The sequence below is a fragment of the Cupriavidus pauculus genome, from assembly GCF_008693385.1.
Lineage (GTDB): Bacteria > Pseudomonadota > Gammaproteobacteria > Burkholderiales > Burkholderiaceae > Cupriavidus > Cupriavidus pauculus_D.
Genome location: NZ_CP044067.1, coordinates 1,226,006 through 1,237,500, shown reverse-complemented (window position 1 = coordinate 1,237,500; position 11,495 = coordinate 1,226,006). Strand labels below are relative to the sequence as shown.

Here is an 11,495-nt window from a genome sequence, read left to right as displayed (position 1 = left end):
AAAGGGGGTGAAAGGCCCCCTCGCCGTAAGCCCAAGGTTTCCTACGCAACGTTCATCGGCGTAGGGTGAGTCGGCCCCTAAGGCGAGGCAGAGATGCGTAGCTGATGGGAAGCAGGTTAATATTCCTGCACCGTCGTATGATGCGATGGGGGGACGGATCGCGGAAGGTTGTCCGGGTGTTGGAAGTCCCGGTCCCTGCATTGGAGAAGGCGCTTAGGCAAATCCGGGCGCGGAATTCAAGAGTGTGGGGCGAGCGGCTTTATGCTGCGAAGCAATCGGAAGTGGTTCCAAGAAAAGCCTCTAAGCTTCAGTCATACGAGACCGTACCGCAAACCGACACAGGTGGGCGAGATGAGTATTCTAAGGCGCTTGAGAGAACTCGGGAGAAGGAACTCGGCAAATTGGTACCGTAACTTCGGGATAAGGTACGCCCTGGTAGCTTGACTGGCCTGCGCCAGAAGGGTGAAGGGGTTGCAATAAAATGGTGGCTGCGACTGTTTAATAAAAACACAGCACTCTGCAAACACGAAAGTGGACGTATAGGGTGTGACGCCTGCCCGGTGCCGGAAGATTAAATGATGGGGTGCAAGCTCTTGATTGAAGTCCCGGTAAACGGCGGCCGTAACTATAACGGTCCTAAGGTAGCGAAATTCCTTGTCGGGTAAGTTCCGACCTGCACGAATGGCGTAACGATGGCCACACTGTCTCCTCCCGAGACTCAGCGAAGTTGAAGTGTTTGTGATGATGCAATCTCCCCGCGGCTAGACGGAAAGACCCCATGAACCTTTACTGTAGCTTTGCATTGGACTTTGAACCGATCTGTGTAGGATAGGTGGGAGGCTTTGAAGCGTGGACGCTAGTTCACGTGGAGCCGTCCTTGAAATACCACCCTGGTTTGTTTGAGGTTCTAACCTTGGCCCGTGAATCCGGGTCGGGGACAGTGCATGGTAGGCAGTTTGACTGGGGCGGTCTCCTCCCAAAGTGTAACGGAGGAGTTCGAAGGTACGCTTGGTACGGTCGGACATCGTACCTAAAGTGCAATGGCAAAAGCGTGCTTAACTGCGAGACCGACAAGTCGAGCAGGTGCGAAAGCAGGACATAGTGATCCGGTGGTTCTGAATGGAAGGGCCATCGCTCAACGGATAAAAGGTACTCTGGGGATAACAGGCTGATACCGCCCAAGAGTTCATATCGACGGCGGTGTTTGGCACCTCGATGTCGGCTCATCTCATCCTGGGGCTGTAGCCGGTCCCAAGGGTATGGCTGTTCGCCATTTAAAGAGGTACGTGAGCTGGGTTTAAAACGTCGTGAGACAGTTTGGTCCCTATCTGCCGTGGGCGTTGGAATCTTGACGGGGGCTGCTCCTAGTACGAGAGGACCGGAGTGGACGTACCGCTGGTGTACCTGTTGTCTCGCCAGAGGCATCGCAGGGTAGCTATGTACGGAAGAGATAACCGCTGAAAGCATCTAAGCGGGAAACTCGCCTGAAGATGAGGATTCCCTGGAGGCTTGACCTCCTTGAAGGGTCGTTCGAGACCAGGACGTTGATAGGCTGGGTGTGGAAGCGCAGTAATGCGTTAAGCTAACCAGTACTAATTGCCCGTAAGGCTTGATCCTATAACCAGTGTGTCTTGCCTGGTGATAGCGTTCCGCTAATGTGCCGGCCATATACGACACAACCCCCCCTTTACTACACCCAGATTCGTCACGCTGACCTCCGGTCAGCGTGACAACCCCTTATGCCTGGTGACCATAGCGAGTTGGAACCACCCCTTCCCATCCCGAACAGGACCGTGAAACAACTCCGCGCCGATGATAGTGCGGATTACCCGTGTGAAAGTAGGTCATCGCCAGGCTCTTATGCTCAGAACCCCTCAGCGCTTCCCGCTGAGGGGTTTTGTTTTTTAAGCTGCCGATTTCATTACGTCAGTTGCGCCGATATTTCGCCAGCGGATTTCTCAGTGTCCCCGCCATCGTCAGGCTCGAAGCCGGATCCGCGAGGTTGACCATCTGCAGGTTATTGCGCAGCTGCAGGCGGTTCAGGCACGAATGCCTGAATTCCGGCTGGAACAGGTCGTACCGCCTGAACTTGTGTTGCAGCGCGGGATGCGCGGCCTGGTATTCGTGCACGGTATCGGCAACCAATTGCCAGAATGCATCCTCGGTGCAGACGCCATGCTCGACGAGCAGATGGCTCAGGTGCCGGAAGACGCCGTCGAACACATCGATAAACAGGCCAAGCAGCTTGTAGTCGTCGGGCACATCCACCGCGAGACGGGCGACGTCGTCCGGCAGCGCCGCATCCTTGTCGAGGATCGCGGATTCTTCGGCGATATCCTTCATGAACACGCGCGTGACGCGATGCGCCGAGAGGACCAGGATCAGGTTCTCGCAGTGCGGCATGAACACCAGATCGTGCGCGTAGAAGCAGTGGACCAGCGGTTCCAGATACGCGCGCAGGTAGCTGCGCAGCCACGCCAGCGCCGGCATGCCCGAGCGTCGAATCAGCGCCGGCAGCAGCGCCCGGCCCGCGGGATCGACATGCAGCAGCGCCGCCATCGTCATCAATCGTTCGCCCTGTTGCAGCTTGCCGATCGGACTCTCGCGCCAGAGGGCCGACAGCATTTTCTTGTACGGGCTATCGCTCTCGAGCGCCGCTTCGTAGTACCGGTTGCGGTAGCCGACCGAAGCGACTTCTCGCAGAATCGAGAATCCGTAGTCCCGCAGCGTACCGTCGCTCGCGATCCGTTCGTGGAGATAGGCGTTGATGGCCGGTGTTCCCGCCATATAGTGCGGCGATAGACCGCGCATAAAGCCCATGTTCAGTACCGACAGCGAAGTCTTGACGTAGCACTTCTCGGGGTGCGACGTGTTGAAATAGGTGCGCACCGACTGCTGCGCCGCGTAGAGGTCCTCGCCGTAACCGAGTGCGACGATCCTGCGATTGGCCACATCGGCGGCGAATGCGATGCTCAGCTTGTTGAACCACTGCCACGGGTGGGCGGGCATGAACAGGTAGCGCGACGGATCGAGGTCCAGCCGATGCAGCGTCTGGCGGAACGAAGCCAGACGGTCGGCGCCTAGCTCGCGCGCCAGCAGCGTGTCGTGGTCGAGTCCGGGCACGCTCGCGAAATGCGCGTAGTCGCGATGCACGGCGAGCCAGACGATGGCGAAGCGCGAACCCGTCTCGGGCGCATAGGTTCGATATTCGTCCGCATCGAACCCCAGGCGGCCATTGTTGGCCACGAAGCACGGGTGTCCTTCGGTCATGGCGGCTTCGTAGACCTGATAGTCCTGCTCCACGAGCTCGTCGGCGGTGAGGTAGGGGCGCGTGTGCTTGTAGGCCGCGCCGAAGAGCGTGCTGCTGATTTCGTCGAGATAGATCGGGAGCTTGTCCGCGGGAATCCCCAGCGTGCGCCGAAAGTCGTTGACGAACGTCAGCGCATCGAGCGGATCGCCGGACTTCGGGCCGTCGGCGATGCGTTCGATGGAGGCGGGATCGATGCGCCAGTGGTGCAGGGCCATGATTCGCGCGCGAAAACGGTAGTGGCATCCCGCGGTGTCGGCATCGACGCGATACGCGCGCCAGTTGTCGGCATCGGGCTTGCCGGCCGGCGCCGGGGCGATGACGGACTCGTGGGCGAACTCGGCGAGTGCCTTGCGGACCAGCAGCCGGTTGACCGTGGCCCAGACGCTCGGGTCGAGGTGATCAACGACATGTTGCGGCTCGCGCGCGCGTCGCGCGGGCAGCGATACATCAGGCGGTGTATGCATCGGTAACGTCTCCAGAGAGCGATCGTTCGAAATCCGATCGGGTACAGAAGGCCAGCCACGCGGTTTTCTGCGGCAGCTGGATCTGACGGTCGTAGCGGAAACCGACCGCTTGATTGAGGGCGTGAACGCGTTCGTTGCGGACGTCGGGCTCCACGACCACGCGCCGCGCGCCCAGCGCGTAGAACGCGAAGGCCATGACATGGCGCAGGACGTCGCGTGTGAAATGGGGAATGCGTACCGAGACCGGCGCCACGAGGAAGTGCATGCCGATATCGTCGGGATGCACGGCGAAGTGACCGGCGAGCGGCTCGTGAGTGGGGTCGTAGAACTCGGCGACGAAGGCCCGCTGACCGTCGTGCGACCCGACGCATGCGCAGCCGTGGCCGGCCGTGTGCAGGTCGGCGTAGAACTGCCGGGTTTCCGCGAGACTCAGATGCTGCATGTTCCAGTAGCGCGCATAGTCCATGACGAACCAGCGGTGCAGCGTGGCGATATCGTCGTCGAGCGACAGGGCCCGTATGGCGAAGCGCGGGGCGAGCACCGCGCGCACGATGGCGGGGATATCCTCGCGGGCGGGGCGATCGGTGTGCCAGCGGTCAGGTGACATGTTCGGTCCGGCAGGTGGGTGGACGATGACGGGGCGTGCGGAAGCGGTCGATGCGAAAGAGCCGATGGTTCAGCGTCGCGGTCAGCAGCAGGCCCGCCGCGGCGATCAGGAACGGCATGGCCGTGCCGAACCGGTCGACGACGACACCGGCGCAAAACGACGACAGCAGCACGCCGAGGTTCTGGAAGCCGTTGGCAATGCTGAAGTCGCGCGCATAGGCGTGCGGCGTGCTGACGCGAAACAGCGTGACGTCCAGCCGCACGCTCACGCGGAACAATGCAATGCCGAACAGGCAGCGGCCGATCAGCATGGCCGGTGGCCATGGGGCGGCCTGCAGCATTAGCCCGGCCGTGCCGAGCAACAGATGCAGCGCAGTGGAGGCCGTGTCGCCGCGCGCGCGGCGGTCCATCGACAGCACGAGCAGTGCCATCAGCCCCGGAATGGCGAACACGAGGCCCGTGAGCGTCTGGCTGCCGATACCCGTCGCGGCCTCCCAGTACACCGAGAAGAACGGGCGCACCAGATAGGCGCTGAAATCGAAGACCAGCATCAGCGCGCTCAGCCGCAGCACACGCGGCAGCGTGGGACGGCGCGCGTCTGTCATCGACGTGGGCGGGTCCGCGCCGAGCACGCCGACGATCTTGCCCGCGCGTATCAGGTGGATGCACAGCGCCATCTGCACGAAGTCTCCGGCGGCCGTGGCCAGCAGGCAGGCGTCGGGTCCCAGATGCTGGAGCAGCGAGCCGCCCGCCATCGCGCCGAAGATCCCGCCGAGATGGACCACGACCGCGAGCAGTCCGACGGTGGCGCCGTGCGTGTCGGGAGGTTCGACGCGCATCAGGTACGGAAACATCAGCAGGTAGCTGCTCTTGGTCATGAACATGAGCAGCGTCACCGCCCAGTAGGCGGCGACCGTCTCCGCGCCAAGGCTCGCGAGGCCGAGCAGGCCCGCGATGCCCTGCGTGAGGACGACGAGGTGCATCGTCTCCACATGGCGGGCGACGCGGGCCCATAGCGGCAGCGTGAGCATGACCGCTATCGAGATCGCGGCGACATAGGCGCCGACGTGGATGGGGTCGGTCACGCCATAGCGCATGGCGAAGAACTGCGGATAGAACGCGATGAGAATGGCGTCGCTGACCACCCCGCAGGCGGTCATGACGAGAATGGCGAGGCGCAGCGTCATGGGCGGGGCGCGTCGATGTTGTCGTCGAGCGCGTCGTTCACCGCGACGTCCGCGTCCCGGGGGCGAGGCGCGGTCTGGCGGGCGGGCGCGGCGTCGGCGTCGGGCGATGCGCCGAGTCTCGTGAACCCGCTGTCCGCGCGCGGGGCGAAATCCTGGAACGTGGTGCGGGCCTCGGCGCGATAGTGATCGGCACCGGTCAGCGCATGCAGCAGTCGCGCATTGCGATGGCAGGCAAGGCCCAGGTCGGGGTTCGTGATGCCGCCCTCGAAGCCCGCGTTCTGCACATAGATTTCGTCGCCCGCGATATCGACGGCATAGTTGTCGGCCTGCACGTAGTGTCCTTGCGCATCCCATCGGATGCGGTCGCGGATGCCGCGCACGAATGGCGGGATGCGATGCGTGTAGCCCGTGGCCATGACGAGGCCGTCGGTAAGGTGGCGATAGCGCTCGCCGAGTTCGTTGTGCGCGAATGTGAGCGCGAAGCGCTTGCCCGCATCGTCGAGCGAGCAAGCCGTGAGCGCGAGGTTCGGCATGAGTTGCGTGCGCAGGCCGGGCTGGTGGCGCGTCTCGTCGAGCTGGTCGTAGATGCGGTCGATCAGCGTCTTGTTGATGCCGCTGTAGACGGCGCGCTGCCCCTGCGTCGCGCGGTGTTTCGCGGCATCGCCGAGTTTCTGGAAGTGCCCGATATACGCGGGCAGCAGGAACTCGAGCGTGAGCTTGGCCGTTTCCATCTGGAAAAAGCGCGGTGCCCGCGTGACCCAGTTGAGCGTGTAGCCATACAGGCCGCATTCGCGCAGCAGGTCGTAGTAGACCTCGGCGCCGCTCTGGCCGCTGCCGACGATCGTGATCACGCGCTGCTGTTGCAGCCATGCCTTGTGCGCAAGGTAGTGGGCCGAGTGGATGGGCCCGCGCGAGCCGGCGCGCAGCCCTTCGCAGCAGTCGGGCAGGCGTGGCTCGCTGCCGATGCCGACGACGAGGCGGCGGGTGCGATAACGGAACGGGGTGCCGTTATGCGTATCGACGCCCGTTACGACGTAGCCGGGCATCGTGGCGTCATAGTGGATATCGAGCACGTTGCGGCGGTACCGCACGTTGCGCAGTTGCGCGGCGGCCCATTTGCAGTAGCGGTCGTACTCCTGCCGCGTGAGGTAGTAGTTCTCGCGCACGTAGTACGTGTACAGCCTTCCCTGCTGCTTGCAGAAGTTCAGGTAGCTGAAGCGGCTGGTGGGATCGGCGAGCGAGACGAGGTCCGCGAGAAAGGGGTTCTGGAGGATGGTGCCGTCGATCAGCATGCCGGTGTGCCAGCCGAAGGCTTCTTTCTTTTCGAGGAAGAGGCAGCGCATGCCCGGGAGGGGATCCGCGAGGCATGCGAGGCTCAGGTTGAAGGGGCCGAGGCCGATGCCGATGAAATCGTAGGGTGTGTCATCCGCGCTGGTAGTCGTGTTGGTCATGATGGCTCGCGTGGTTTGGGAGAAATGGGCCGCGTTGCCGCAGCCGGCATTCATCAAGACGAACCAGCGATCGGAAACAACAACTACAACGACAGTGTGCCGAGCGTGTCGCGCGCATCCTGGAGGATGAAGCTCACCATCGCGGGCGAGATACCGAGCCGCGCGGCGATGGTCCGCTGCGACTGGTCTTCGAAGTAATACTGCGTGAGCGCGTCGCGCGTGCGTGGCGGCAGGGCGCGCATCGCATCGCGTAACGAACGTTCGCGTTCGCGGGCGCTGGCAATGCGGTCGGGGGAGTTGGTGTCGAGCGGGGCATCGGCTTCAGCGAATTCCGATGCGAAGAGGCGCCGTTCGATCTGCTGCCGCCGATAGCCATCGAGGGCGAGATTGCGCACCACGCGGCAGATGTAGCTCAGTTCGCTGCGCCATGGCCCATCGGGCGTATGAAAGATCAGCTTGAGGTAGGCATCGTGCAGGACGTCTTCGGCCTGCACGGGGCAGCCGAGAATACGCGTGGCAATGCAAAGAAGGTGACGACGGTGGACGATGAAGGTGCGGGCGATGGATGTGTGGCCGGCATTCCCTGGCATGCGCGCTCCATGGGTCGTGACGATGGAGCGGGCCATGCTATGCCAGATGTCGCGCACGTCCGCGGATGCCCTTGTCGGCATCGCGGCTACCGGGCATGTGTTCCTAATGCAGAGTTAAACGAAGCGCCCACGCCATGGTTGGGATGGCGTGGCGTTCCATGTAAAAACTGCCGCGGCGGTACTTCGATCTTTTCCGAAGTTCACTGGCCGGCGGCGCGTAACTCGTCCGAGACGGCGGTCACGCCGCTCGTATCCTTTGCGGCCTTGAGAACGGCCGCGCGCTGCGATTCATCGCGCACGTTGCCCTCGAGGCGGACCACACCATCGACGGTCTTCACGTCGATGCGACTGGCGTCGGCGCCCGGTATCGTGGCCAGCCTGGCTTTCACCGCGGTGGTGATGGTGCGGTCGGTCGTGGCCGCCGTGTCGCGTGGCGCCGTGGTGCGGCCGGTGGACGATGGCGTATCGGCATCGCCACCGGCGGCGTTCACGAGAATAGGCGTCGCGGTGACGGCGACGATCATGGCGGTAGCGGCGATCACCGCACCCGGGAATAGACGGACCTTCATGATCTTGCCCTCCATGTGGTCGTTTTATCGGAGGGTGGTGCATGAAGCGTGCCAGTGGCGCGATGCAGCCTACCGGTCGAACGGCACGTGCTGCGCGCGCAGGCGGCGCATGCCGCTGTCGAGGTGCGCGCGCGCACTGTCGGGATCGCCGACGCGCATCTGTTCGTACGTACGCTGCGCGATGTCATGCGGCACCGGCTTCAGCGTGCGTCCCGTGCTCATGGCCTTGAGCTGGACCTCGGCTGCGCGTTCCAGATAGTAGAGATCGTCCCAGGCCTCGGCGATGGTGGGACCCACCACCATCACGCCATGGTTCTTCAGGAAGACGACATCGGCGTTGCCCATGGCGGCGGCGATGCGATCGCCTTCGGTCTCGTCGAGCGCAAGACCGTTGTAGTCCTCATCGACGACGGTGCGGCCGTAGAACTTGAGCGCGGTCTGTCCGGCCCACACGAGCGGCTCGCCATCGAGCAATGCGAGTGCGGTGGCGTTGGGCATATGCGTGTGGAACGCGGCGCGCACGCGCGGCTGTGCACGATGGAGCCGCGCGTGGATATAGAACGCGGTGGCCTCCGGCTTGCCCTCGCCCGCGATGACGTTGCCTTCGTAGTCGCAGATGAGCAGATGCGAGGCCGTGAGTTCGTCGAAGGCATAGCCGAACGGATTGACGAGGAACAGATCGTCGTGGCCCGGCACGACCGCGGAGAAATGGTTGCAGACACCTTCCGCGAAGCCGTGTTGCGCGGCAAGGTGGAAGCATGCCGCGAGTTCGATGCGGGCCTCGTGCACGGCGTCGGCGTCGAGTCCGGCGCGCGTCTGCGCGCGTTCCGTGCGGAGAGAGGTCAGTGTGTGGGCCACGATGGTTTCCTTTCTTGGGGATCGCCGACTTTACCAGTCGAGTGTCTGGAACAGGGTGGGAACTTCGTCGAGCGTGTGTACGATCGCATCCGGCGTGTAATCCGGCAATAGCCTGCGGCCGGTGCCGCGGTCGACCCACACGCAACGGAAGCCGATATCGCGTGCGGCGGCGTGGTCGAGGTGCGGGCTTGCGCAGATATGAACGACTTCCTCCTTCGTCACGCCGAGTTGTTCGTGAGCATAGTCGAAGAGCCGGCGCGCGGGCTTGTACGCGCCGGCCTGCTGCGCGGTGATCACCCTGTCGATACAGGGGCCAGTCGCGTCGGCGAGTTGCGCGACGTTGCCCGCGATGATGTCGTCGTCGGTATTGGAGACGATGCAGGTGCGGAAGCCCATGGCCTGGAGGCGGCGCAGCGCCGGCACGACTTCGCGGAACGGCGGCATGGCCGAGATGCCCTGCGTGAGAACGGCGATATCGTCGGGCGCGGGTTCGAGATCGAATTCCTCGAGCGCGAGCCGCAATCCCTCGCCCGCGACCGTTCGGAAATTGCGATGCGGCGGCGTTTGCTCGAGGCGATGCTCGTGCCGGTCGTACACCTCGATCAGGCGGCCGGTGTCGATGGACGCCGGATTGCCCTTGTTGCGCAGGATGGTGTCGACGGCCCGCTGCAGCCCTTCGTCCCACTGGATGAGCGTGCCGTAGCAGTCGAAGGTGAGCCACTTGGGGCGGGGGGTGTGTTGCAGGGACATGGCGATCTCCGGAGCGGTTTGCGTTGACCGGAAGCGTAGTGAGTCTGGCCTCCATTTGAAAATGAAATTATGATATCCACGTCAGTGGATTTTCAAATAAGAGGCGCCGCGATGTTCGACGATCTGGTTCTACTCCGCACACTCGTTTCGGTCGTGGACGAAGGCAGCTTTACGCGCGCCGGAGACCGGGTGCACCGTACGCAATCGACGGTCAGCCAGCAAATTCGCAAGCTCGAAGAGGTCGTGGGGCGTCCGCTGCTGCTGCGAGACCGCTCGGGCACACAGGTCACGGCCACCGCGCATGGTGAACTGCTCGCGCAATATGCGCGGCGGCTCCTGGCCTTGTCGCAGGAGGCCGCGGATGCGCTGGCCAGCGATGGGCGCATCTCGACGGTCCGGATCGGCGTGCCCGAGGACTTCGATGCGCGGCGCATGTCGGCGATGCTGTCCGGTTTCGTGGCGGCGCGTCCCGAAGTGAGGCTGGAAACCGTCGCCGGCATGAGCAGCGACCTGCGACAAAAGCTCGCAGGTGGCGAGATCGAGATCGCCCTGGTCAAGCGCGAGCCGGGCAGCGGGCCCAGTCTTGCCGCCTGGCCCGAGACGCTTGTGTGGGCGACCGCCGCGGACAGCGCATGGGATCGTGACGACCGCGCGGAGGAACCGGTGCCGCTCGCGCTATTCCCCCAGGGGTGCGTCTACCGGCAGCGTGCGATCCGGGGGCTCGACCAGGCGCAGCGGCGCTGGCGCACGGCGTTCGGCAGCCATAGCCTGACCGGCATTCAGGCGGCGGTCTCGTCCGGGCTGGGGGTGTCGGTGCTGCCGACGACCGCATTGTTGCCCGAACACCGCCTGTGCGAGGGCTTTCCTGCGCTGGCCCCCACCGAACTGGCGCTGGTGGCAGGCGACAGTGCGCTGAACGCCGGGCAACGCTCGCTGGTCGATTTCCTGCGCGCACAGCTCGATGGCTGACGCCGCGATCGGTGATCAGATTTGAACGATTTGTTCAGAAAATCCGGTGCCTCATTGGTGATTGCACGCTGCAAGCCCGCGTGTAGCATGCATATGCCGCCATTTCGGGGGCTGCAATGACGTATTTCAGCGGATTACACGCCAATTCCTCATAACCGAACATTTCAGCAAACTGGTAGCATGGCGTGCTGCGAACATTTAGGCCAAGTGGAACAACTTCGCACCGCGTGCCTCAAATGCTGCAGCGCCGCGAAAAAACGCACGGACATACCGACCTGCCGGAGGGGGGAGGTCGGCTGACTTAGTCATTGAGGTCTTGTCCTGCGTGGCATACATTGCCGGAGGCGCATGTCACGGCGAAGCGTCAGATATTGACGCCGCGCCTGGGGTGAATTGCGAGTCGATGCCCACACCAGATCGGTGCACGAGCCTCGCGCATGGAACGGTAATACTGAGAAGCCATGATCGAAGCCTATTTTTCTGAAAACGGGGAGCGGTTCGGCGCGCGCGATGCGTGCCCGCGATGCGTACCACTCGAGGCCAGGGCACTGGCGAAAGCAGGGGTAATGGTCACGATCCGCTGAAACCCCGACTGAGCCCGACCGCAATCGTCCGGTCATGGGCATGGCTGTTGCTTCGTGCGGCACCCATGCCCCTGACCGGCTGTTCACACACAAAAGCGATGGGCCACGATGCCCGCCCCACCGTTCATGCGCGTGCATGCGGTACGGCACCGTGGAC

10 protein-coding genes and 2 rRNA genes (1 of these 12 cut by a window edge) are annotated in these 11,495 nt (G+C 63.3%); 4 read left to right on the top strand and 8 right to left on the bottom strand.

Going from position 1 to position 11,495, the window contains the following annotated elements:
• Nucleotides 1-1,617 (top strand): 23S ribosomal RNA (locus FOB72_RS23950) (it extends 1,262 nt beyond the left edge of the window).
• Nucleotides 1,618-1,742: 125 nt separating this feature from the next.
• Nucleotides 1,743-1,856 (top strand): 5S ribosomal RNA (gene rrf, locus FOB72_RS23945).
• 70 nt (nucleotides 1,857-1,926) lie between these two features.
• On the opposite strand, the gene FOB72_RS23940 is transcribed toward rrf, so the two are convergent.
• From FOB72_RS23940 to FOB72_RS23905, 8 genes are all read right to left on the bottom strand, one after another.
• Nucleotides 1,927-3,774 carry an IucA/IucC family protein gene (locus tag FOB72_RS23940; protein WP_150375162.1) on the bottom strand — a complete coding sequence of 616 codons (1,848 nt, stop codon included), beginning with the start codon at nucleotides 3,772-3,774 and terminating at the stop codon, nucleotides 1,927-1,929.
• On the bottom strand, nucleotides 3,758-4,381 hold the full coding sequence (locus FOB72_RS23935) for a GNAT family N-acetyltransferase (protein ID WP_150375161.1): 624 nt from the start codon (nucleotides 4,379-4,381) through the stop codon (nucleotides 3,758-3,760). Before FOB72_RS23935 ends, FOB72_RS23940 begins: the two co-directional genes overlap by 17 nt.
• Entirely contained in the window at nucleotides 4,371-5,567 is a 1,197-nt protein-coding gene (locus tag FOB72_RS23930; protein ID WP_150375160.1) for an MFS transporter, read from the bottom strand. Before FOB72_RS23930 ends, FOB72_RS23935 begins: the two co-directional genes overlap by 11 nt.
• Nucleotides 5,564-7,018, bottom strand: coding sequence for a lysine N(6)-hydroxylase/L-ornithine N(5)-oxygenase family protein (locus tag FOB72_RS23925; protein WP_150375159.1), 1,455 nt, complete (start codon nucleotides 7,016-7,018; stop codon nucleotides 5,564-5,566). The genes FOB72_RS23930 and FOB72_RS23925 overlap by 4 nt, the downstream gene beginning before the upstream one ends.
• An 83-nt stretch (nucleotides 7,019-7,101) precedes the next feature.
• Entirely contained in the window at nucleotides 7,102-7,608 is a 507-nt protein-coding gene (locus tag FOB72_RS23920) for a sigma-70 family RNA polymerase sigma factor (RefSeq protein WP_191002395.1), read from the bottom strand.
• 200 nt (nucleotides 7,609-7,808) lie between these two features.
• Nucleotides 7,809-8,177, bottom strand: coding sequence for a BON domain-containing protein (locus tag FOB72_RS23915; protein ID WP_223851778.1), 369 nt, complete (start codon nucleotides 8,175-8,177; stop codon nucleotides 7,809-7,811).
• Between the two features lie 69 nt (nucleotides 8,178-8,246).
• Nucleotides 8,247-9,035, bottom strand: coding sequence for an aldolase (locus FOB72_RS23910; RefSeq protein ID WP_150375157.1), 789 nt, complete (start codon nucleotides 9,033-9,035; stop codon nucleotides 8,247-8,249).
• A gap of 30 nt (nucleotides 9,036-9,065) precedes the next feature.
• Nucleotides 9,066-9,785, bottom strand: coding sequence for a haloacid dehalogenase type II (locus tag FOB72_RS23905; protein ID WP_150375156.1), 720 nt, complete (start codon nucleotides 9,783-9,785; stop codon nucleotides 9,066-9,068).
• 111 nt (nucleotides 9,786-9,896) lie between these two features.
• Here FOB72_RS23905 and FOB72_RS23900 point away from each other — a divergent pair, with 111 nt between their 5' ends.
• Together FOB72_RS23900 and FOB72_RS32825 are read left to right on the top strand one after the other, a co-directional pair.
• Nucleotides 9,897-10,754 carry a LysR substrate-binding domain-containing protein gene (locus FOB72_RS23900; protein WP_150375155.1) on the top strand — a complete coding sequence of 286 codons (858 nt, stop codon included), beginning with the start codon at nucleotides 9,897-9,899 and terminating at the stop codon, nucleotides 10,752-10,754.
• A 461-nt stretch (nucleotides 10,755-11,215) separates the two neighbouring features.
• Complete coding sequence (locus FOB72_RS32825) at nucleotides 11,216-11,338, top strand: hypothetical protein (protein WP_263364836.1); 123 nt, start codon at nucleotides 11,216-11,218, stop codon at nucleotides 11,336-11,338.
• Nucleotides 11,339-11,495: the final 157 nt, after the last annotated feature.

Bases quoted from the DNA above. Each gene is read 5' to 3' on its own strand.
- FOB72_RS32825 (WP_263364836.1), top strand. From the start codon at position 11,216: ATGATCGAAGCCTATTTTTCTGAAAACGGGGAGCGGTTCGGCGCGCGC.
- FOB72_RS23900 (WP_150375155.1), top strand. From the start codon at position 9,897: ATGTTCGACGATCTGGTTCTACTCCGCACACTCGTTTCGGTCGTGGAC.
- FOB72_RS23940 (WP_150375162.1), bottom strand. From the start codon at position 3,774: ATGCATACACCGCCTGATGTATCGCTGCCCGCGCGACGCGCGCGCGAG.
- FOB72_RS23925 (WP_150375159.1), bottom strand. From the start codon at position 7,018: ATGACCAACACGACTACCAGCGCGGATGACACACCCTACGATTTCATC.
- FOB72_RS23905 (WP_150375156.1), bottom strand. From the start codon at position 9,785: ATGTCCCTGCAACACACCCCCCGCCCCAAGTGGCTCACCTTCGACTGC.
- FOB72_RS23920 (WP_191002395.1), bottom strand. From the start codon at position 7,608: ATGCCAGGGAATGCCGGCCACACATCCATCGCCCGCACCTTCATCGTC.
- FOB72_RS23935 (WP_150375161.1), bottom strand. From the start codon at position 4,381: ATGTCACCTGACCGCTGGCACACCGATCGCCCCGCCCGCGAGGATATC.
- FOB72_RS23930 (WP_150375160.1), bottom strand. From the start codon at position 5,567: ATGACGCTGCGCCTCGCCATTCTCGTCATGACCGCCTGCGGGGTGGTC.
- FOB72_RS23915 (WP_223851778.1), bottom strand. From the start codon at position 8,177: ATGAAGGTCCGTCTATTCCCGGGTGCGGTGATCGCCGCTACCGCCATG.